Here is a 21,364-nt window from a genome sequence, read left to right on the forward strand (position 1 = left end):
AGGCGTTCGAGACCTGAAGTCCCGCAGTCCGGGACACCCGACCCACACCCAGGAGCGGCATATGAGCGCTGTGAACCCCGCTGGAGGCGACACCGCGGCGGGCCGTTCCTGGCCCCGGGTGCTGAACGGACTGCTGGAGGGCCGGAACCTGGCCGCCGACGACACCGCCTGGGCCATGGACCGGATCATGGCCGGTGAGGCGACGGACGCGCAGATCGCCGGCTTCGCGGTGGCACTGCGGGCCAAGGGCGCGACCGTCGAGGAGATCACCGGGCTCGTCCGCACGATGTACGAGCACGCGAACGTGATCGAGGTGCCGGGCGCCACCGTCGACATCGTCGGCACGGGTGGCGACGGCGCGAAGACGGTGAACATCTCCACCATGTCGTCGATCGTCGTCGCCGGCACCGGCGCGAAGGTCGTCAAGCACGGCAACCGGGCCGCGTCCTCCGCCTCCGGGGCGTCGGACGTGCTGGAGAAGCTGGGCGTCAACCTCGATCTGAGCCCGCAACGGGTGGTGGAAGTCGCCGAGGAGGCCGGGATCACCTTCTGCTTTGCGGTGAAGTTCCACCCGGCACTGCGCCATGTGGGCGCCGCCCGCGGGCAGTTGGGGATCCGCACGGTGTTCAACCTGCTCGGTCCGCTGACCAACCCGGCGAAGGTGAGGGCGCAGGCGGTCGGTGTCGCCGTGGCGCACGAGGCGCCGATCGTGGCGGGCGTCTTCGCCGAGCGCGGCAACTCCTCCCTGGTCTTCCGGGGCGACGACGGCCTCGACGAGCTGACCACCACCGCGACCTCGCGGGTGTGGGTGGTCCGGGACGGCAAGGTCACCGAGGAGGCCTTCGACCCGCGGGAGGTGGGCATCGACCTGGTGCCGGTGGAGGCACTGCGCGGCGCCGACGCCTCGTACAACGCGGAGGTCGCCCGGCGCCTGCTGGATGGCGAGCAGGGCCCCGTACGGGACGCCGTCCTGCTGAACTCGGCGGCGGCCCTGGTGGCCCTCGAACCGGGTCCGGGGACGCTGGTGGAGCAGATCGGCGCCGGCATGGAGCAGGCGGCGGAGTCGATCGACTCCGGTGCGGCCAGGCGCACGCTGGAGCGCTGGGTGGCGGCCAGCAACGCCTGAATCCCATGGGGCGAGAGGCGGAGCGCGGTCCACGATCCGGACCGCGCTTGCGCGCCGAAGATCGTATGGCAAGATACTGAACCAGGTCATGAGTGACAGCCATGTGGCCCCGGCCGGCTGTCCGGCAACCCTCCGTCCGTGGCGGGGTGCCCCGGGTGAGGACCAGGCCGTAGGCAGCGAGGTCTACGGCAAGCGCGGACCCCTCGCGAAACCAGGGGTCCTGGTCGTACGAGGGAGCCTTCCGTGAGCAAGCGAATGCGCTAGGGCCGCAGAGCCCCGCCTCCGCATCCCCTTTTCACCTTCACCCACGCTCGAGCCGTGTCCGCTCGCGTGGTGATTCCGCCTGCTTTCACGGGAGTTCACCCATGTCCGTCTCCACCATCGCCGCCGACCAGTCCGTCTGTGCCCCGCTGCCCGTTCTGGGCCGAGATGTCACCGTGCCGCTCGTGACCGGTGGCGAGGTCGCCTACGCCGCCCTCGACTACGCGGCCAGCGCTCCCGCGCTGCAGCGCGTCTGGGACGACGTGGCGGCGTACGCGCCGTACTACGGCAGCGTCCACCGGGGCGCCGGCTACCTCTCGCAGCTGTCCACGGACCTGTTCGAGAACGCGCGCCGGACGGTCGCCGAGTTCCTCGGCTGCCGGGCGGGGGACCAGGTGGTGTTCACCCGGTCCACCACCGACTCCCTGAACCTGCTGGCCCGCGCGATCCCCGCCGACTGCCGGGTGTTCGTCTTCGAGACCGAGCACCACGCCTCGCTGCTGCCCTGGCGGGACGCGCAGGTGACGTACCTCGACGCCCCGCGCACCCCGGAGCAGGCCGTGGCGATCCTGGAGCGGGCCCTCGCGGACCGTGAGCCGCACGGCCCGGCCCTGGTCTGCGTCACCGGCGCCTCCAACGTCACCGGCGAGCTGTGGCCCGTACGGGAGCTGGCCGCCGCCGCCCACGCCCACGGTGCCCGGATCGTCCTGGACGCCGCCCAGCTCGCCCCGCACCACCCGGTGTCGGTCACGGACCTCGACGTCGACTGGGTCGCCTTCTCCGGCCACAAGCTCTACGCTCCGTTCGGCTCCGGGGTACTGGCGGGCCGTGCCGACTGGCTGCGCCGGGCCGAGCCGTACCTGGCGGGCGGCGGCGCGAGCCGCCGGGTCACGCGGCGCACCGACGGGGGAGTGGACGTGGAGTGGCACGACAGCGCCGCCCGCCACGAGGCCGGCTCCCCGAACGTCATCGGCGCCTACTCGATCGCCTCGGCCTGCAAGGCGCTGACCGAGGCCGGCTTCGACACGCTGGTGGCCCGCGAGCGGTACCTGATCCGCAAGGTGAGGGAGGGGCTGGCCGGCGTCCCCGAGGTGAAGATCCTCTCCCTGTTCGGGGACGACGCCCCGCGCGTCGGCGTGATCTCCTTCGTCGTGGAGGGCTGGAACAGCTCCCACTTCGCCGCCGCGCTGTCCGCGGAGTACGGCATCGGCGTGCGCGACGGGCTGTTCTGTGCTCACCCGCTGGTTCGCACCCTGCTCGGCAGCGACGCGCAGACCCAGGGCGAGTGCGGCGCCCCCGAGGCCGCACCCGGCGAGAAGTCCCTCAACGCCATCCGGGTCAGCTTCGGCGCGGGCACGCCCGACGAGCACGTGGAGCGGTTCGTGACGGCGGTGCGGGAACTGGTGCGGGACGGCGCGAAGTGGCAGTACCGCACGGAGGACGGCCGCTGCGTACCGGCGGTGTGACCCCGGGGGAATCCCTTGGGAGGCGGTGTTCGAGCGATCGGGTCAGGAGTCCAGCCCGATGGCGAACGCCGCCTCCAGGTCGTGCTGCGAATACGTGCGGAAGGCGACGTGCGTGTCCGTGGCCTCCACCCCGGGGATCTTGCTGATCCGCCCGGGGATGATCTCCGCCAGGTCCTCGTGCTGCCGCACCCGGACCATGGCGATCAGGTCGTACGTCCCCGTGACGGAGAAGACCTCGCTCACGCTCTCCAGCGAGGCGATCCGCTCGGCGATCTCGGGGATCCGGTCCACGCTGGTCTTGATGAGGACGATCGCGGTGATCACGGCTGGTTCTCTCCCTCGGGGGCCGGAGCAGGGGTGACCTTCACTCTAGTCTCCCGGCCGAACCGGACCCACGCGTAGGCGAAGCCGAGCGCGAAGCCGACGACGTGGGCCAGGTAGGCCACCCCCGGCCCCTGGCCCGCCTGCCCGGCGGCCAGCCACTGCAGGGCCGCCCAGAACGGCAGCACGACCCAGGCGGGCAGGCGCAGCGGCAGGAAGAACAGGAACGGGAAGAGACTGGTCACCCGCGCCCGCGGGAACAGGTAGAGAAACGCGCCGAGGACCGCCGAGATCGCGCCCGAGGCCCCCACCAGCGTCTGCCCGGAGCCGGCGTGGGCGCCTGCGTAGCCCAGCAGGGCCAGGTAGCCGCAGCCGACGTAGAACAGCGTGAACTGGACCCGGCCCATCCGTTCCTCGGTCATCGCTCCGAAGACATGGAGGAAGAGCATGTTGCCGAGCAGATGGACCCAGCTGCCGTGCACGAACAGGGCCGTCGCGGGGGTCAGGGCGGCCCTCGGGTCCCCGGAGAACAGATCGGCGGGAACCACCCCCCAGCGCCGGAAGTAGGACCGCTGGGCGACCAGCAGCGCGTCCCCGGTGCCGTAGGAGGGGATGAGGCCCGAGGCGGGGCTGATCACGAAGACGAGGCAGCACAGGACGATCAGGGCGCGCGTCACCGGCGCCGGCATGGTCCGTACCGCCCTGAGGGCCCTGACCGTCCGGGCGGCCACCGCGTTCCTGTACCTGATCATGTGCACAGAGCATGGCGTAACGGGACGCAACAACGCAGACCGCCTCGCCGCCGTGGACACCCGGGCGGCGAGTGGCCCCCAGGCCGTAGGGTTACGAGCCGGCGCGCCGGGGAAGCCGGCGCGTCACGGAAACTAGAAGGAAGGCGAACAGTTCACGATGACCGTTCCCCTGCCGACCGCCACGACACGGTGGCGCTGCACCCTCTGCGGCAACCTCACCCGCTTCGACGTGACGCGCTCGTCGAAGGTCGTCGAGTACGTCCACCTGGACCTGGCCGGAGAGCCCACGGTCGAGGAGCGCGAGGTGGTCAGTGAGACCATCGAGTCGGTGCGCTGCCGCTGGTGCAACGCCGTGGACAAGGTGGAACTCGTGGACAGGCCGGGCGCCGGCTCCTGAGCGGAGCGGGCCCGTACAGGTGATCCCTCACGGGGGATCCCGCAAGCATTGGGGTGACGGATGGTGGAGACACGAGGCGGGGAGCCGGCCGACGGCGCCGCTGAGGTGCTCGACCGTCCGCTGCCCGACGGCGTGCGCCGGCGGGTCGTGCAGATCGTGGCCGACGCCTTCGGCCGGCTGACGGTCGCCGAGCTGCCCGTGCAGCTGCGGCAGTACGCCCGCTTCGCCCCCAATCGCCGGGCCAAGTTCGCGGGCAACGCCATGGCGGCGGCGCTGGAGACCGACACACTGTTCCGGCAGCGCGTCGGGGAGAAGTTCAGAGAGGACCAGCCGGAACTGTCCGGCGCCCTCGACTCCGGCTCGCCGCCCCCGGCCGCGGACCCGCTCGACGTGGCGGCCGCGGCCTACGTACTGCGCCCGGCGGGCTGGGTGAAGCTGGTGACCGCCGCCGGCGAGGAGGCCCAGCGGGCGCACGCCGAGCGCGCCGACGAGGAGAGCCGGGCCGAGCTGGAGCGGCTGCGCGCGGAACTCGCCGCGGCCCGTGAGCAGACCCGCGGGGAGACCGAACGGCTGCGCGTCGAACTGGACTCGGCCAGGAAGGAGTCCGAGTCGCTGCACCGCAAGCTGCGTGCCGCGCTCAGCGACGTCAAGCGTGGCGAGGCCGCGCTGCGCAAGGCGCGCGGCGAGATCGAGGCGGTGCGCGCCGAGACACAGGCGCAGGTGTCGGCCGCCGAGAGCGAGACCCGGCGGCTCAAGGCGCGCCTGGGCGAGGCGGAGGCCGCCCTGGAGGCCACCCGCAGGGCGGCCCGCGAGGGACGCAGCGTCGAGGACATGCGGGTGCGGCTGCTGCTGGACACCCTGCTGGACGCGGCCCAGGGGCTGCGCCGCGAACTGGCGCTGCCGCCGGTGTCCGTACGGCCCGCGGAGACCGTGGACGCGGTGGAGCCGGGCCGGATGACCCCCAAGGACATCGCCGCCCGCGCCCTGTCCGAGCACGACCCCGCGATCCTCGACCAGTTGCTGGCGCTGCCGCAGGCCCACCTGGTCGTGGACGGCTACAACGTCACCAAGACCGGCTATCCCCAGATGCCCCTGGAGAAGCAGCGGCTGAGGCTGCTCGGGCAGCTCTCGCAGCTCGCCGCGCAGACCGGCGCCGAGGTCACCTGCGTCTTCGACGGGGCCGAGCTGGCCGCGCCGGTGCTGCTGGCGCCGCCGCGCGGAGTGCGGGTGCTGTTCTCCAAGCCGGGCGTCACCGCGGACGAGTTGATCCGCCAGCTGGTGCGCGCCGAGCCGCCCGGCCGGCCGGTCATCGTCGCCTCCACCGATCGTGAGGTGGCCGACGGGGTCGCCCGGGCGGGAGCGCGTCCGGTGGCGTCGCTGGTTCTGCTGAAGCGCCTCTCGCGCGGCTGAAACCGGACATAAAGCATTCTACGTATCAATCGCAACGTACTGGCCTAATGCCCGAATTGGCGGGACCGTCACGCAACGTTGCGTCAACCCCGCCTCACACCTGGTGAGTTGTGTGCAAAGAATGCATGGTGTGACGGGATTTTTTGCTGTGAGGATTTGAATTCATCACGACTAGGTCACTAGGGTCTGGCTCGAACCTCCAAGCGGGTGATCACTCAGAAGAAGGAGCTCGCTTCCGTGGCGTCCCACCGTCGACCCAAACAGCCGAGCCGCGCACGTGTGACCGTGCTCACCACCGCCGCAGCCGCAGCCGTCGCCATCAGTGCGCAGGCGGCCAACGCGGCGCCCAGCGCGAAGCCCAGCAAGGACGAGGTCAAGTCCAAGGTCGACAAGCTCTACCAGGAGGCGGAGCAGGCCACCGAGAAGTACAACGGGGCCAAGGAGAAGCAGGAGAAGCTCCAGAAGGAGATCTCCACCATCCAGGACAACGTCGCCCGAGGCCAGCAGGACCTCAACAAGCTGCGTGACAGCCTGGGTTCGCTCGCGGCCGGCCAGTACCGCTCCGGCGGCATAGACCCGTCCGTTCAGCTCTTCCTCTCCTCCAACCCGGACGACTACCTCGACAAGGCCTCCACGCTCGACCAGTTGAGCGGCCAGCAGGTCGACGCGCTGAAGAAGATCCAGGACAAGCAGCGCGAACTCGCCCAGGAGCGCGCCGAGGCCACCGAGAAGCTCAAGGACCTCGCCTCCACCCGCACCGAGCTGGGCAAGAAGAAGAAGGAAGTCCAGGGCAAGCTCGCCGAGGCGCAGAAGCTGCTCAACTCCCTCACGGCGAAGGAGAAGGCGGCCCTCGCCGCCGCCGACCAGGAGCGCGCCACCCGCGCCAGCGAGCGCGCCGCGATGGGCAAGAGCGCCCCCGCCTCCGGCCGGGCCGGAGCGGCCTTCTCCGCCGCCCAGAGCAGGATGGGCTCCCCGTACGTCTACGGCGCCTCCGGCCCGTCCTCCTTCGACTGCTCGGGCCTGACCTCCTGGGCGTACGCCCAGGCCGGCGTCTCCATACCGCGCACCTCCGAGGCCCAGGCCAACATCGGCACGCGCATCTACTCGCAGAGCCAGCTGCAGGTCGGCGACCTGGTCTTCTTCTACGGCGACCTGCACCACGTCGGTCTCTACGCGGGCAACGGCCAGGTGCTGCACGCCCCGCACACCGGAGCCGTCGTGCGCTACGAGGCGATCGGCAACATGCCCTTCCAGTTCGGCGTGCGCGTCTGACGGCCTCTTCGATCACGTGGAAGCGCCGCCCGAAAGGGCGAATCGCATCAACCCCCGCTGACCCCGCGCCCCGCCCCTGACCTGTGTCGGAGGCGGGGCGCCGCGTTGTGCACCCCTCGACGTCTTTGGCCGGTGCGTGTCCGCGCGGCTACTGTCTGCCACGTTTCCCCCAACCGCCGGGACGCACCGCGTCCCGGCACCCGGGGAGGCAGTCCGTGTTGGCCAGTGGAGGGAGTTCGGCTTCCCGTGGGGTCCCATCGCCGCCTTGCACCGTCCGGGTTCGACCGGGGCGCCGGTGCCGCCTGCGCCGCCTTCACCGTGGTCTCCGCCGCGGCCGCCGTCCTCGGCACCCTCCCGGCCGCCCCGGCTCTCGCCGCCCCGCATGGCGGCACCCCTGCCGAGGTCGACCGCCTCTACCAGGAGGCCGAGAACGCGACCGAGGCCTACGACAAGGCCGGTGAGCGCGCCGGCCTGCTGCGCCGGCAGGTCCGTGACTCCCAGGACCGCATCGCCCGGCAGCAGCAGCGGGTCAACACCCTCCGGGAATCGCTCGGTTCCCTCGCCGGTGCCCAGTACCGCTCCAGCGGCCTCGACCCGACCGTCGCGCTGCTGTTCTCACACGACCCGGCCGACTACCTCGACAAGGCCGCCACGCTCGACCGGATCGGCGCGCACCAGGCCCGTGAACTGCGGGACCTGCGACAGACCCTGCGGGAACTCGCCCAGGAGCGCGCCGAGGCCACCCGCGCCCTCACCGAACTGGAGAAGGCCCGCACAGCCGTCGTCAGCCACAAGCGAACCGTCGAGCAGAAGCTGGCCCGTGCCCGGACACTGCTCAACTCCCTTTCCCCGACCGAGCGCGAGGCCTACGACCGTGCCTCCCGCTCCGGCCGCGACGACCTCCTGCCCGGCCTCTCCGGCCTCGACGACGGCCCGGCCGCCTCCGCCCGCGCGGCCGCCGCCGTGGCCGCCGTCCGCTCCGCGCTCGGCCGCCCCTACATCTGGGGCGCCGACGGTCCCTCCGGGTTCGACTGTTCGGGCCTGATGCAGTGGGCGTACGCGCAGGCGGGGGTGCACCTGCCGCGCACCTCGCAGGAGCAGCGCCACGCCGGACGGCAGATCCCGCTGTCCGAGGCCCGGCCCGGCGACCTCGTCGTCTACCGGTCCGACGCGAGCCATGTCGCGATGTACGTCGGCCACGGCCGGGTCATCCACGCCCCCCACCCGGGCGCACCCGTGCGCTACGACCCGGTCGGCATGATGCCGATCTCGTCGGTCACCAGGGTCTGACGTGCGAACGGCGTCCTGACGGCGGCCTGAAGCCGCCGTACGATCGGGAAATGGCTGGTCGAACGCGGGTGTCGAGATCCTCGATGGTGGCGGTGTGCCTGCTGCTGGCGTCGCTGACGGCCTGCGGCGGCCAGTCCGCCGCCGGCACGGCCAGGGATCAGGTGCAGCGGCTGCTCGACCGGCGGGCGGCCGCCGTCCTGCACCACGACCCGGCCGCCTTCGCCGCCACCGGCACCCGGGCGCCGTACCCCAACCTGCAGGCCGTCCCCTTCGCGGCCTGGTCCTACCGTGTGACCGAGGTGCGCCGCAGCGGCGATCGGGCCACCGCCGACGCCGTGCTGCGCTACCGGGTGACCGGCTACGACAGGGCCCCCGTCACCGCCGGCCGCACGCTGACCCTGTCCACGACAGCCGACGGGAAGTGGTACGTCGTCTCCGACCGGCCCGCCCGGAAGTCCGGCCAGCAGCTGTGGGACCAGGGCCCGGTGTCGGTGGTCCGGGGACACAGCGGCATCGTCCTCGGGGTCGGCCAGAGCGACGGCACCCTGCACGGCTACGCCGACCTGGCCGACCACGCGGTGCCCGCGGTCTCGGACGCCTGGGGCACCGACTGGAGCCGCCACGTCGTCGTCCTGGTCCCCAAGTCCGTCGGCGGCATGGCCGCGCTGCTCGGCTCGCCCGCCTCCAACTACCGGGGGATCGCCGCCGTCACCACCGGCGAGGCGGGAGGCACCGGGCAGGCCCCGGCGGACCGGATCATCGTCAACCCCGACGCGTACGGCATGCTCGGCACGCTCGGCCGGCAGGTCGTCCTCACCCACGAGACCACCCACGTCGCCACCCGCGCCCACACCAACCCGGCCACCCCGCTGTGGCTCTCCGAGGGCTACGCCGACTGGGTCGGCTACCGGCGCTCCGGGCGCACCCCGGCACAGGCCGCGCCGGAACTCCAGCACGCCGTGTCCGAGGGGAAGGTGCCGACCGCCCTCCCGGCCGACCGCGACTTCGGGTTCGCGGGGAACGCCACCCACCTCGCCCAGGCCTATGAGGGAGGCTGGCTGGCCTGCCGGATGATCGCCGCCCACTGGGGCGAGGGCAGGCTGGACGACTTCTACCGGGCCGTCGGCGAACACGACCGGCGCGCGGGCGCGGTCGAGGACGCCCTGAGGACGGTGCTGGGCACGACCCTGGAGGCGTTCACCGAGCAGTGGCGCGCGTATCTGCGCGGGCAACTGAGGTGACGCCGTCGGTGGCGTGTCCGCGAGCCCGGGGACCGTGGTGCCACAGCGCCCGGCCCGCCGTCGCGCAGGCGGCCACCAGCGGGCCGTCGCGGCGGAACAGCAGGGTCACGCCGAGCGGTCCGCCCGCCACGAGAAGGGCAGTGCGGCGGGGGAGAGGATCGCGAGCGCCGCGCCGGGCGGGTACTGCCAGGCGGCGTCGCCGGCCGGGAAGGTGCCCTGCCGCAGCACCTCGCCAGTCCCGGTAGACCACCGACACGTCCACGGTCACGTCCGGGCCGGGGAAGTCGAGCACCCCGAGGACGAAGAGCAGCAGCGCCGGCCGGGTCGGGCCCCAGGTGGCCAGGAGTCCCGCCAGGCGCCGTCCCGTGCCCGCCTCGTCCGCCGCACTCCCTGTCCGTCCGCCGTCCGTGCGCCCGCCCGGTCCGAGCCCCTGGCGGAACCCACATGATCTCCCGGCGGGTCCGCGCGGGCCGGCCAGGCACGGCCGACCGGGGCGTCGGGACCGGATTGGATAGGGTCGGCGGCGATGCACAAGACCCTCATCGTGACCAACGACTTCCCGCCCCGCCCGGGGGGCATCCAGGCGTTCCTGCACAACATGGCGCTGCGGCTGGACCCGGCGCGGCTGGTCGTCTACGCCTCCACCTGGAAGCGGACCCGGGAGGGCGTCGAGGCGACGGCCGCGTTCGACGCCGAGCAGCCCTTCACCGTCGTACGCGACCGTACGACGATGCTGCTGCCCACTCCGGCGGCGACCCGCCGCGCGACCGGGCTGCTGCGAGAGCACGGGTGCACGTCGGTGTGGTTCGGGGCGGCGGCGCCGCTCGGGCTGATGGCGCCCGCGCTGCGCAGGGCGGGCGGCGAACGGCTGGTGGCCACCACGCACGGGCACGAGGCCGGATGGGCGCAGCTGCCCGCCGCCCGCCGGCTGCTGCGCCGCATCGGGGAGTCGACGGACACGATCACCTACCTCGGTGAGTACACCCGCTCCCGGATCGCCACCGCGCTGACCCCCGAGGCAGCCGCCCGGATGGTGCAGCTGCCCCCGGGCGTGGACGAGAAGACCTTCCACCCGGCATCGGGCGGCGACGAGGTGCGGGCCCGGCTCGGGCTCACCGACCGGCCGGTGGTCGTGTGCGTCTCACGGCTGGTCAGGCGCAAGGGCCAGGACACCCTGGTCCGGGCCATGCCCCGGATCCTGGCCGCCGAGCCGGAGACGGTGCTGCTGATCGTCGGCGGCGGGCCGTACGAGAAGGACCTGCGCAGGCTGGCCCGCGAGACGGGGGTGGCGGGTTCGGTGCGCTTCACGGGCCCCGTGCCCTGGGCCGAGCTGCCCGCGCACTACGGCGCCGGCGACGTCTTCGCCATGCCCTGCCGCACCCGGCGCGGCGGGCTCGACGTCGAGGGCCTGGGCATCGTCTACCTGGAGGCGTCCGCGACCGGGCTGCCCGTCGTCGCCGGGGACTCCGGGGGCGCGCCCGACGCGGTGCTCGACGGCGAGACCGGCTGGGTCGTGCGCGGCGGCTCCCCCGAGCAGGCCGCCGACCGGATCGTCACCCTCCTCGGGGACGCCGGGCTGCGCCGCCGCATGGGGGAGCGGGGCCGGCGGTGGGTCGAGGAGAAGTGGCGCTGGGACCTGCTGGCGGAACGGCTCGAGGAGCTGCTGTAGCGGCCAGGGGAGGCTGTGCGGCGGCCGCCGGCGGGGAGCCGGTGGCCCGAGGAGCTGTGAGGCAGCGGGCCGCCTCGCAGCCCTACTTCGCGTAGATCGCCTCGATCTCGTCGGCGTAGTCCTTCGCCACCACGTTGCGCTTGAGCTTCAGCGACGGGGTGAGGTGGCCCGAGTCCTCCGTGAACTGGGTGGGCAGCACGCGGAACTTGCGCACCGACTCCGCCTTCGACACCGCCGCGTTGCCGTCGTCGACCGCCGCCTGGATCGCCGCGAGCAGGTCCGGGTCCTCGCGCAGCGTCGCCGGGGTGGAACCCGCCGGCTTGCCGTGCTCGGCGGCCCAGCGGCCGAGGAACTCCTCGTCGAGGGTGACCAGCGCGCCCACGAACGGCCGCCCGTCGCCCACCACCATGCACTCCGCGACCAGCGCGTGCGCCCGGATGCGGTCCTCGATCACGGCCGGGGCGACGTTCTTGCCGCCCGCGGTGACGATGATCTCCTTCTTCCGGCCGGTGATCCTGAGGTAGCCGTCCTCGTCGAGGGTGCCGATGTCCCCGGTGTGGAACCAGCCGTCGGCCAGCGCCTCCTGTGTGGCGCTCGGGTTGTTCCAGTACTCCTTGAACAGGTGCTCGCCGTGCAGCAGCACCTCGCCGTCGTCGGCGATACGGACCACCGAGCCGGGCAGCGGCTGCCCGACCGTGCCGATCTTCTGCCGGTCCCAGGGGTTGAACGCGGTCGCCGCGCAGGACTCGGTCAGGCCGTAGCCCTCCAGCACCGTGAAGCCGATGCCGCGGAAGAAGTGGCCGAGCCGCTCGCCGAGCGGGGCGCCGCCGGAGATGGCGTACTCGCCGCGCCCGCCGAGCACCGCGCGCAGCTTGCTGTAGACCAGTTTGTCGAAGGTCTTGTGCTTGATCCGCAGGCCGAGCGACGGGCCCGACGGGGTGTCCAGCGCCTTGCTGTACGCGATCGCCGTGTCGGCGGCCTTGTCGAAGATCTTCCCCTTGCCGTCCGCCTGCGCCTTGGCGCGCGCCGAGTTGTACACCTTCTCGAACACGCGCGGGACGCCCAGTATCAGCGTCGGGCGGAACGCGGCCAGCTCGTCGGTGAGGTTCTTGATGTCCGGGACGCAGCCCAGCTTGATCGGGGCCATCATCGGGGCCACCTGGACCAACCGCCCGAAGACGTGCGCGAGCGGCAGGAACAGCAGCACCGAGCACTCACCGGTGCGGAACAGCGGCCGCAGCCGCTCCACCACGTTCCCGCACTCGGCGAAGAAGCTGCGGTGGGAGAGTACACAGCCCTTGGGACGGCCGGTGGTTCCGCTGGTGTACACGATGGTCGCCGGGTCGTCGGCCTTCGCCAGCGAGCTGCGCTCCTCGACCATGGCGTCGCTGATGCCATGCCCGGCGCGACCCAGCTCCTCGACGGCGCCGGCGTCGATCTGCCAGACGTTCTTCACGGCGGGCAGGGTCTGGCGCACCGACTCGACGGCCGCGGCGTGCGCGCCCGTCTCCACGATGCAGGCGGTCGCGCCCGAGTCGCTGAGGATCCACTGCACCTGCTCCGGCGAGCTGGTCTCGTACACCGGCACGGTGATCGCGCCCGCGCTCCAGATCGCGAAGTCCAGCAGCGTCCACTCGTAACGCGTGCGGGACATCAGGCCCACCCGGTCGCCGGGCTGGATGCCGGAGGCGATCAGCCCCTTGGCGGCGGCGTGCACCTCGGTGAGGAAGTCCCGCGCGGTGACGTCCTGCCAGGCGCCGCCCACCTTGCGCGCGATCACGGCGACGTCGGGATACTGCGCGGCGTTTCTGCGGACGATGTCGGTCAAGTTCCCGTCCGCAGGGACCTCGTACAAAGCCGGAAGGCTGAACTCGCGCAAGACTGCTGCTCCTCATAGGGCGCCGGCGCCACGACGTTGTGTGATGCGACGGTGCGGTCCAAGGCTCGAATCTGCTGCCCAGGGCTTCGCCAGGAGCCGTTTCGGGCTCATGGTTGAAATCCAGAGCACGACTGGACTGCCCGGAGGTTACCCGCCGGTATGGCTTTTTCGACAGGGGGTCCCGGCGAGATGTTCGCTGCGTCACACGATGGGTGTTTCTTCGCGCACAGTAGTAGAACCACTGAACAACTGGCCAGTAACACGGGCTCCGGCCGTCACTGTTCACAAGTGCGCCGCTCCGCCTACGCTTGATCACCATGCCACCCACACCAGACCCTGACGGCAGGACGCGCATCCATGTGGTCAGCGACGTGCACGGCAACGCCCGCGACCTGGCCCGGGCCGGTGAGGGTGCCGACGCCCTGGTCTGCCTCGGCGACCTGATCCTCTTCATCGACTACGCCGACCACTCGCGCGGCATCTTCCCGGACCTCTTCGGCTCGGAGAACGCCGGCCGCATCGTCGAACTGCGCACCGCCCGCCGTTTCGCCGAGGCACGCGAACTGGGCGCCCGGCTGTGGGCGGGCATAGACGGCGACCGCGCCAAGGTGATCGAACGGGCGGTGCGCAGGCAGTACGCGGAACTCTTCGCCGCCTTCCCCACTCCGACGTACGCCACCTACGGCAATGTCGACATGCCGCCGTTGTGGAAGGAGTACGCCCGCGAGGGCACCACCGTCCTCGACGGGGAGCGGGTGGAGATCGCCGGCCGGGTCTTCGGCTTCGTCGGCGGCGGCCTGCGCACCCCGATGCGCACGCCCTACGAGATCGGAGACGAGGAGTACGCGGCGAAGATCGAGGCCGTCGGCGAGGTCGACGTGCTGTGCACCCACATCCCCCCTGACGTGCCCGAACTCGTCTACGACACCGTGGCCCGCCGCTTCGAGCGCGGCAGCCGCGCGCTGCTGGACGCCATCCGCCGCACCCGCCCCCGCTACGCGCTCTTCGGCCACGTCCACCAGCCGCTGGTGCGGCGCATGCGGATCGGCTCCACCGAATGCGTGAACGTAGGACACTTCGCGGGCACGGGCAGGCCCTGGGTCCTCGAATGGTGACCGCGTCGACCGGGTGATCGCTTCGCGCCACCTTCCCGTCATGTCCGCAGGTGGGGGTGGAGTCCGCCGCCCGCCCGCGCGGTAGCCTTCACGCTGCACACACGTGCGCACACGACCCGACTTCCGGCCCGCATCTGGAGGAGCCACGGCGATGGCGGAACACACCAGCTCGAGCATCACGATCGAGGCGGCACCGGCCGACGTCATGGGGGTGATCGCCGACTTCGCGCGCTACCCCGACTGGACCGGTGAGGTGAAGGAGGCCGAGGTCCTCAAGGCCGACGAGTACGGCCGCGCCGAGCAGGTCCGCCTCGTCATGGACGCGGGCGCCATCAAGGACGACCAGACCCTCGCCTACACCTGGACCGGCGACAACGAGGTCTCCTGGACGCTGGTCAAGTCCCAGATGCTGCGCTCCCTGGACGGCTCCTACCTCCTCAAGCCGGCCGGCGCGGGCGCGACCGAGGTGACCTACCGCCTCACCGTCGACGTCAAGATCCCCATGCTGGGCATGATCAAGCGCAAGGCGGAGAAGGTCATCATCGACCGGGCCCTGGCAGGCCTGAAGAAGCGGGTGGAGTCGGGCGAGAAGTAGCGGGGCGGCACGCCGCTCCCCACCCGGCCTCAAGGGCCCACTGCCTGCCGGGCAAGGGCCGCTCCAGGTCGCGTCTCCTCACGCGCCGGCCGCGAGAGAGCCGAAGGGGCGCGCCGGTCCCGAGACGGCGAACGCGCGAAGGCGCGGAGCGTTGAGCACGTTCGTCGTCTCGGGATCGGCTCGGGCGCCCCGTAGGCGAGCGAGCCGTCAAACACAGCTAGCGTTCACCCCTATGCGCACCCTCCTGATCACCGGCCCGGGCGGTTCCGGCCGTACCACGGTCGCCGCGGCCACCGCGCTGACCGCCGCCCGCGAGGGCACCCGCACCCTCGTCCTCAGCGCCGACCGCACCGACACCCTGGGTGCGGCGCTCGGCGTGGCGACGGGGGCGGAGCCGGTGCGGGTCGCGCCGGACCTCACCGCGTGGCGCCCGGACGCCGCCGCCGGCTTCCGCGCCGACCTCGCCGCCTTCCAGGACCGCGCGGCGAACGTCCTGGACCTCCTCGGGGCCGCCCGGCTCGACGCCGAGGAGGTCACCCCGCTGCCGGGTGCCGAGGAGCTGGCCCTGCTGCGGGCACTGCGCGACGCGGCCCTCTCGGAGCGCTTCGAGCTGCTGGTCGTCGACCTGCCGCCCGCCCCGCAGGCCCTCGCGCTGCTCGCCCTCCCCGCGGAGCTGCGCCGCTATCTGCGCCGGCTGCTCCCGGCCGAGCGGCAGGCGGCCCGCGCGCTGCGCCCGGTCCTCGGCCGGCTGGCCGGTGTGCCCATGCCGGCCGAGTGGCTGTACGAGACCGCCGCCCGCTGGGACGTGGAGCTGGCCGCCGTCGAGGCGGTCGTCGCCGACCCGGGCACCGCCGTACGCCTGGTCGCCGAGCCCGGCCCGGCCGGCCTCGACGCCGTGCGCGGCGCCACGCTCGGCCTGGCCGTGTGCGGTCTGCCCGTGGAGTCGCTGGTCGCCGCCCGGGTCCTGCCCGACGCCCCCGCGGACTCCTGGCTGGCGGGCCCGGTGGCCCAGCAGCGCAAGACCCTGGAGGAGTGGCGGGAGACCCACGCCGTCCATCCGGTCGTCCACCTGGGCCGGGATCCGCGCGGCCGGGACGACCTCGCCGCCCTCTCCGTGCCCGCTGCCACCGCGGCGCCCGGCCCCCTCCGGTGGCCGGTCACCGACCGGCTCGCCGAGGACGGCGTGCTGGTGTGGCACATCCCGCTGCCCGGCGCCGTACGCGACGAGCTGGACCTCGTCCGGCGCGGGGACGAACTCCTGCTCACCGCCGGCCCCTTCCGCCGGATCGTCCCGCTGCCCTCGGCCCTGTGCCGGTGCACGGTCGACGGCGCCGCGCTGCGCGACGGTGAGCTGCGGATCCGGTTCGCCCCGGACCCCACGCTGTGGCCCCGCGAGAGATGAAGGCGGTCCGCCCGTTCGGGTAACGTCGGAAGGACGAACCGTAGTCAGGAGTCCGCCATGAGCGAAGAGCGCCCACCGTCCGACGCCGCTCGGGACGACGTCGCTCAGGAGCAGACCGTCGACGAGGTGCCGCACACCGGCGACGCCGACGCGTGGGCCACGGCCTGCGCCGAGGACCTCGCGGCGGAGAAGGCCCGGCGCAGTGCGCAGTACGGACCGCCGCCGGGTTCGGCCGCCGAGGAGCTGCGCAGGTTCGTCGACACCGTCGCCGACAAGCTCTCCTCGTTGCAGGCGCCGCTGCTCGGCGCGGTCGCCGGACCCGCCGCCCAGCAGGTGGTGCGGCAGGTCGTGCAGCAGGCCAAGGCGGCCGTGGAGCCCGTCATAGAGCGCAACCCGGACGTCTTCGACCACCTCGCCGCGGCCGGCGGCGAACTCCTCGCCGCCTACCGCTCGGCCGTGCAGGCCCAGGAACGCCGCTGGACGTCCGGCTCGAGCGACCTCGCGGACGATCTGAAGGACGGCTTGCGCAAACCCGGTGATCGGGGCGAGGGCACCGGCAGCGGGGAACGCATCGACTTGGACTGACGGTCCCACCGTCGGCGCCTCGCCTGACCGGCGGGTGGACGACGCGGATCCGACGGCAGGGCCTCGGGTACGGTTGGCCGTAGCGGGGCTCGACCGAAACTGAGGGATTCATGGGACTCACCATCGGCGTCGACATCGGCGGCACGAAGATCGCGGCCGGCGTGGTCGACGAGGAAGGCAACATCCTCTCGACCTTCAAGGTGCCGACCCCCACCACGCCCGAGGCCATCGTGGACGCCATCGCCTCGGCGGTGGAGGGCGCACGCGCGGGGCACGAGATCGTCGGCGTGGGCATCGGTGCCGCCGGGTACGTCAACCGGCAGCGCGCCACGGTCTACTTCGCGCCCAACATCGACTGGCGCCAGGAGCCGCTGAAGGAGAAGGTCGAGGCCCGCGTCGGCCTCCCGGTCGTCGTGGAGAACGACGCGAACGCCGCGGCCTGGGGCGAGTACAAGTTCGGCGCCGGCAAGGGCCACCGCAACGTCATCTGCATCACGCTCGGCACCGGCCTGGGCGGCGGCATCATCATCGGCAACAAGCTGCGCCGCGGCCACTTCGGCGTGGCCGCCGAGTTCGGGCACATCCGGATGGTCCCGGACGGCCTGCTGTGCGGCTGCGGCTCGCAGGGCTGCTGGGAGCAGTACGCCTCCGGCCGCGCGCTGGTGCGGTACGCCAAGCAGCGTGCCAACGCCACCCCCGAGACCGCCCAGGTGCTGCTGGCCCTCGGAAACGGCACCCCCGACGGCATCGAGGGCAAGCACATCTCGATGGCCGCCCGGCAGGGCTGTCCCGTCGCCGTCGACTCCTACCGCGAGCTGGCCCGCTGGGTCGGCGCCGGCCTGGCCGACCTGGCCTCCCTCTTCGACCCGTCCGCCTTCATCGTCGGCGGCGGCCTGTCCGACGAGGGCGAGCTGGTCCTGGACCCGATCCGCAAGTCCTACAAGCGCTGGCTGGTCGGTGGCAACTGGCGTCCGGTCGCCGACGTCCTCGCCGCTCAGCTCGGCAACAAGGCCGGACTGGTGGGCGCGGCGGACCTCGCCCGGGAGCCCGACCCGATCATGTAGGGCGCCCGTGCGGTACAGGGGGCGCGGGGAGCCGGGCGGTCGGCCGCCTCGAACGGCGGTCGCCCGCCGACCTCGCGCCCCGATCATGGGCGTACATTGATCCACATGGCGCTGCTTCCCAACTCCCGCACGGAACCGGACGGTTCCGCCGTCATCCGCGTCCTGACCTACAACATCCGGTCCATGCGGGACGACACCGGCGCCCTCGCCCGGGTGATCAGGGCCTGCGCGCCCGATCTCGTCCTCCTCCAGGAGGCGCCCCGGTTCTTCCGCTGGCGCAAGAAGCTGGCGCGGCTGGCGGCGGCGTCGGACCTGGTGATGCTCAGCGGGGGCGCCACGGCCGCGGGTCCGGCGCTGCTGTGCTCGTTGCGGGCCACGGTCGAGCGGACCGAGGACGTGCTGCTGCCGCTCACCCCGGGGATGCACCGCAGGGGTTTCACCACGGCGGTCGTCCGCTTCGGGGGCGCCCGGCTCGGCGTGCTCGGCTGCCACCTCTCGCTCGACCGGAACGAGCGCTACGAGCAGGGCGGCATGCTCCTGGACCGGCTGGCCGGGCTGGACGTGGAGCATGCGATCGCCGGCGGCGACGTCAACGAGGCGCCGGACGGGCCGACCTTCCGGCGCCTGGCCGACGCGCTCCAGGACGGCTGGGCCACGGCCCCGCAGGGCGGGGAGCACACCTGGAAGGCCACCGAGCCGCACCGGCGCATCGACGCAGTCTTCGCCACCCGCGGCATCGAGGTCCTCGGCTGCGGAGTCCCCCACGACCATCCCGGAGTGACCGAACAGGACCTGCGATCGGCCACGGACCACCTCCCGGTCCTGGCCGCCCTCAGAATCCCGGCGTAGCCCGCCACCGGCACCGGCCGCCCGCCACCGGCAGCAGCGGTCGGCAGCCCCTGCTGCCGACGGTCCCGGCGGTCCGCCTTCCCCGGCAGCCCGGCCTTCGGCGATCCGGGCCGCCGGGACCGGCCGCCGGTGCCTACACCACCGCGCCGCGGCCCGGGTCGTCGTCCTCGTCGTCGCCCGGCTTCATGCGGGCCACCAGGGTCACGACGCCGCCGAGGAAGCCGCCGATGCAGAGGGTGGTCAGCCACCAGGTCATGTCCCAGCCCAGCAGCACGGCCAGCAGGAGCAGCACGGGGCCGCCGATCACTCCCAGCCACGCGAACTTGGCGGCCGCGTCCGCCTCGGGCAGCGGCGGCGGCTCCGGCGGCACGAAGTGGCCCTCGTCGCCCTCGTCGAAGTCCTCGTCGGACGGCTCGCGCAGCGCGTAGTCGCGCGGTCCCGCGCCGGGATTCGCCACGCCCGGCGCGAAGGAGACCGAGCCGCCGAGCGGCGGCTTGGTCGCGGTCGGCTTCCCCTCCTCCTTCGGCCGCTCCGTCCGGGGCCGCTCGTCGTCCCCGTCCGGCGCATCCGGCAGCATCAGGTCCTCGATCGGCCGGTACGGCCGCGCGCCGGGCGGGTCCGCCGGCTCCTCGCCGTACCCGGCGACGATCGCCGCCCAGGCGGCCTCCTCGTCGAAGGGGGCGCCGCCCTCGTCCGCGCCCGGCCCGTCGGAGCCGGCCGGGTCGACCGGACCCACGGACCCGTCCGGGTCGGCCGGCGGGTTCGGGTCGGCCGCCGGCCTCGCGGGCTCGACCGGCTCGCGGTTCTCGCGGCCCTCGCGGTCGGAGTCGTGCTCAGCCACCTGCCGCCGTCCCTTCCTTGCCGACACTGGGTGCGATCCGGCCGATGAAGTCGAAACTCTCCCCGAAGATCCGGTCCGCGTCGTTGTCCAACGTCGCGACGTGGTAGCTGTGTTCCAGCAGGACCTCGGTCACGTCCACCGAGGAGACCCGGCTGAGGATGCGGGCCGAGTCGGCCGCCGGCACCACGTGGTCCTGGGGGCTGCGCAGGAGCAGCAGAGGCTGCGTGACCTGCGGAAGCTCGCCGTCGACCAGCCGGAAGAAGGTCCGGAGCGAGTGCGCGCAGTGCAGCGGCACCCGGTCGTAGCCCAGCTCCGCGCTGCCCTCCTTGGAGATGTCGCTGGCGATGCCCTTCGTGGTGCGCACCAGGTGCCGGGCGACGGGCAGGACGTACGCGGACAGGCCGTGCACCTTGTTCGCCGGGTTGACCACCACGACCCCGGCGATCGCGTCGCCGTGCTTGGCCGCCAGCCCGAGCGCCAGGGCACCGCCCATGGACAGCCCGGCCACGAACACCTGCGCGCACCGCTCGCGCAGGGCGCGCAGCTCGCCGTCCACCTCCGCGTACCAGTCCTGCCAGCCGGTGATCGCCATGTCCTCCCAGCGCGTCCCGTGCCCGGGCAGCAGCGGGAGCGAGACCGTCAGGCCACGCTCGGCGAGATACTCGGCCCAGGGGCGCAGCGACTGGGGGGAACCGGTGAAGCCGTGGCAGAGGAGGACGCCGACCTCCCCGCCCTCGTGGCGGAACGGCTCGGCTCCGGGGAGGACCGGCACGTCGGTCTCCTGTTCGTGAAGTGGGCTCGGCACGTCGATGACAGCGGTCGTCCGAGACGGTGTTCGTCCAGGACGGTGCGTGTCCGGGACGGTGGACGTCGAAGACGGGTGTTCGTCGGGGCAGGGGGGCGTCGGCGGCACGCGGCCGTCGATCGCGGGTACTTCGTCGATTGCAGGTACTTCACCGTACGCGACGGCACTGCCACCGACCAGGGCCGTCGGCTCCTTCGGCGCCACTTCCGGGTTATGGTCTGATCGACACGCACAGGAGGCACTCGGTTGTTCTACGGCACGATGAAGGTCGCCATCGGGGGGCCGCTGAAGCTCGCCTTCAGACCCTGGGTGGAGGGCATGGAGAACATCCCGGCCGAGGGCCCCGCCATTCTGGCGAGCAATCACCTGTCGTTCTCGGACTCGTTCTTCCTGCCCGCGGTGCTCGACCGCAAGGTCACGTTCATCGCCAAGGCCGAGTACTTCACCACGCCGGGGGTGAAGGGCCGGCTCACCGCCGCGTTCTTCAAGGGCGTCGGCCAGCTCCCCGTGGACCGCTCCGGCGCGCGTGGCGCGGGCGAGGCGGCGGTGAAGAGCGGCATCGAGGTGCTGGAGCGCGGCGAGCTGTTCGGCATCTATCCCGAGGGCACCCGCTCGCCCGACGGCCGCCTCTACCGCGGCAAGCCGGGCGGTCTGGCCCGCGTGGCGCTGGCCACCGGGGCTCCCGTCATCCCGGTCGCCATGATCGACACGGAGAAGATCCAGCCGCCGGGGCAGGTCGTCCCCAAGCTGATGCGTCCGGGCATCCGGATCGGCAGGGCGCTCGACTTCAGCCGCTACCAGGGCATGGAACAGGACCGTTTCGTGCTGCGCGCGGTGACCGACGAGGTCATGTACGAGATCATGAAGCTCTCCGGCCAGGAGTACGTCGACATCTACGCGACCGCCGCCAAGCGGCAGATCGCGGAGGCGGCGAAGGCCGGGAAGGAGGCGGAGAAGGCGGCGAAGGCCGCGCTCGCCCAGGCCGCGAAGGATCAGGCCGAGAAGGAGAAGAACGCGCAGTAGG

Annotated in this window: 20 protein-coding genes, 1 pseudogene and 1 riboswitch; of the genes and pseudogenes, 15 read left to right on the top strand and 6 right to left on the bottom strand. The window is 72.6% G+C overall.

Annotation, left to right across the window (positions count from 1 at the left end; genetic code table 11):
- Nucleotides 1–61: 61 nt before the first annotated feature.
- Both trpD and BZY54_RS32680 read left to right on the top strand, forming a co-directional pair.
- Nucleotides 62–1,126 carry an anthranilate phosphoribosyltransferase gene (gene trpD, locus BZY54_RS32675; RefSeq protein WP_086728936.1) on the top strand — a complete coding sequence of 355 codons (1,065 nt, stop codon included), beginning with the start codon at nt 62–64 and terminating at the stop codon, nt 1,124–1,126.
- 84 nt (nt 1,127–1,210) lie between these two features.
- Nucleotides 1,211–1,327, top strand: a riboswitch (SAM riboswitch).
- A 164-nt stretch (nt 1,328–1,491) separates the two neighbouring features.
- Entirely contained in the window at nt 1,492–2,853 is a 1,362-nt protein-coding gene (locus BZY54_RS32680) for an aminotransferase class V-fold PLP-dependent enzyme (RefSeq protein ID WP_086728937.1), read from the top strand.
- 42 nt (nt 2,854–2,895) lie between these two features.
- On the opposite strand, the gene BZY54_RS32685 is transcribed toward BZY54_RS32680, so the two are convergent.
- Together BZY54_RS32685 and BZY54_RS32690 are read right to left on the bottom strand one after the other, a co-directional pair.
- The gene (locus BZY54_RS32685; protein WP_009188173.1) at nt 2,896–3,177 is read right to left on the bottom strand and encodes an Lrp/AsnC family transcriptional regulator; all 282 of its coding nucleotides are present in this window, start codon (nt 3,175–3,177) and stop codon (nt 2,896–2,898) included.
- Nucleotides 3,174–3,926, bottom strand: a complete 753-nt coding sequence (locus BZY54_RS32690) for a rhomboid family intramembrane serine protease (RefSeq protein ID WP_086728938.1) — start codon at nt 3,924–3,926, stop codon at nt 3,174–3,176. Before BZY54_RS32690 ends, BZY54_RS32685 begins: the two co-directional genes overlap by 4 nt.
- 157 nt (nt 3,927–4,083) lie before the next feature.
- Between BZY54_RS32690 and BZY54_RS32695 the strand changes: the two genes are divergently transcribed.
- From BZY54_RS32695 to BZY54_RS32715, 5 genes are all read left to right on the top strand, one after another.
- On the top strand, nt 4,084–4,323 hold the full coding sequence (locus BZY54_RS32695) for a hypothetical protein (RefSeq protein ID WP_018567422.1): 240 nt from the start codon (nt 4,084–4,086) through the stop codon (nt 4,321–4,323).
- A 60-nt stretch (nt 4,324–4,383) separates the two neighbouring features.
- Entirely contained in the window at nt 4,384–5,733 is a 1,350-nt protein-coding gene (locus BZY54_RS32700; protein WP_086728939.1) for an NYN domain-containing protein, read from the top strand.
- 237 nt (nt 5,734–5,970) lie between these two features.
- Nucleotides 5,971–7,005 (top strand): C40 family peptidase, encoded by a 1,035-nt coding sequence (locus BZY54_RS32705; protein ID WP_086728963.1) that lies wholly within the window; start codon nt 5,971–5,973, stop codon nt 7,003–7,005.
- 246 nt (nt 7,006–7,251) lie between these two features.
- On the top strand, nt 7,252–8,295 hold the full coding sequence (locus BZY54_RS32710; protein WP_086728940.1) for a C40 family peptidase: 1,044 nt from the start codon (nt 7,252–7,254) through the stop codon (nt 8,293–8,295).
- 50 nt (nt 8,296–8,345) lie between these two features.
- Nucleotides 8,346–9,536 carry a hypothetical protein gene (locus BZY54_RS32715; RefSeq protein WP_244217460.1) on the top strand — a complete coding sequence of 397 codons (1,191 nt, stop codon included), beginning with the start codon at nt 8,346–8,348 and terminating at the stop codon, nt 9,534–9,536.
- Nucleotides 9,537–9,668: 132 nt separating this feature from the next.
- On the opposite strand, the pseudogene BZY54_RS32720 reads toward BZY54_RS32715, so the two are convergent.
- Nucleotides 9,669–9,891: pseudogene (locus BZY54_RS32720) on the bottom strand (hypothetical protein); the annotation flags it as partial.
- Nucleotides 9,892–10,062: 171 nt separating this feature from the next.
- Between BZY54_RS32720 and BZY54_RS32725 the strand changes: the two are divergent.
- Complete coding sequence (locus BZY54_RS32725; protein WP_086728942.1) at nt 10,063–11,205, top strand: glycosyltransferase family 4 protein; 1,143 nt, start codon at nt 10,063–10,065, stop codon at nt 11,203–11,205.
- A gap of 82 nt (nt 11,206–11,287) precedes the next feature.
- Here BZY54_RS32725 and BZY54_RS32730 read toward each other — a convergent pair whose 3' ends face one another.
- Complete coding sequence (locus tag BZY54_RS32730; RefSeq protein WP_086728943.1) at nt 11,288–13,084, bottom strand: AMP-dependent synthetase/ligase; 1,797 nt, start codon at nt 13,082–13,084, stop codon at nt 11,288–11,290.
- A gap of 317 nt (nt 13,085–13,401) precedes the next feature.
- On the opposite strand from BZY54_RS32730, the gene BZY54_RS32735 reads away from it, so the two are divergent.
- From BZY54_RS32735 to BZY54_RS32760, 6 genes are all read left to right on the top strand, one after another.
- Entirely contained in the window at nt 13,402–14,199 is a 798-nt protein-coding gene (locus BZY54_RS32735) for a metallophosphoesterase family protein (protein WP_086728944.1), read from the top strand.
- A 151-nt stretch (nt 14,200–14,350) separates the two neighbouring features.
- Nucleotides 14,351–14,794 (top strand): SRPBCC family protein, encoded by a 444-nt coding sequence (locus tag BZY54_RS32740; RefSeq protein ID WP_086728945.1) that lies wholly within the window; start codon nt 14,351–14,353, stop codon nt 14,792–14,794.
- Nucleotides 14,795–15,026: 232 nt separating this feature from the next.
- A complete protein-coding gene (locus BZY54_RS32745) occupies nt 15,027–16,196 on the top strand; it encodes an ArsA family ATPase (protein WP_086728946.1) in 1,170 nt (389 codons plus the stop codon).
- 57 nt (nt 16,197–16,253) lie between these two features.
- Nucleotides 16,254–16,781 (top strand): DUF5304 domain-containing protein, encoded by a 528-nt coding sequence (locus tag BZY54_RS32750; protein ID WP_086728947.1) that lies wholly within the window; start codon nt 16,254–16,256, stop codon nt 16,779–16,781.
- A 110-nt stretch (nt 16,782–16,891) separates the two neighbouring features.
- A complete protein-coding gene (locus BZY54_RS32755; RefSeq protein WP_086728948.1) occupies nt 16,892–17,845 on the top strand; it encodes an ROK family glucokinase in 954 nt (317 codons plus the stop codon).
- A gap of 105 nt (nt 17,846–17,950) precedes the next feature.
- Nucleotides 17,951–18,694: an endonuclease/exonuclease/phosphatase family protein gene (locus tag BZY54_RS32760; protein WP_086728949.1), complete on the top strand. Its 744-nt coding sequence runs from the start codon at nt 17,951–17,953 to the stop codon at nt 18,692–18,694.
- Between the two features lie 133 nt (nt 18,695–18,827).
- On the opposite strand, the gene BZY54_RS32765 is transcribed toward BZY54_RS32760, so the two are convergent.
- Together BZY54_RS32765 and BZY54_RS32770 are read right to left on the bottom strand one after the other, a co-directional pair.
- Nucleotides 18,828–19,535: a hypothetical protein gene (locus tag BZY54_RS32765; RefSeq protein WP_086728950.1), complete on the bottom strand. Its 708-nt coding sequence runs from the start codon at nt 19,533–19,535 to the stop codon at nt 18,828–18,830.
- Nucleotides 19,528–20,307, bottom strand: a complete 780-nt coding sequence (locus BZY54_RS32770) for an alpha/beta hydrolase (RefSeq protein ID WP_086728951.1) — start codon at nt 20,305–20,307, stop codon at nt 19,528–19,530. Before BZY54_RS32770 ends, BZY54_RS32765 begins: the two co-directional genes overlap by 8 nt.
- 294 nt (nt 20,308–20,601) lie before the next feature.
- Here BZY54_RS32770 and BZY54_RS32775 point away from each other — a divergent pair, with 294 nt between their 5' ends.
- Nucleotides 20,602–21,363 carry a lysophospholipid acyltransferase family protein gene (locus BZY54_RS32775; RefSeq protein ID WP_086728964.1) on the top strand — a complete coding sequence of 254 codons (762 nt, stop codon included), beginning with the start codon at nt 20,602–20,604 and terminating at the stop codon, nt 21,361–21,363.
- Nucleotide 21,364: the final 1 nt, after the last annotated feature.

The sequence above is a fragment of the Streptomyces carpinensis genome, assembly GCF_002154505.1.
Lineage (GTDB): Bacteria > Actinomycetota > Actinomycetes > Streptomycetales > Streptomycetaceae > Streptomyces > Streptomyces carpinensis.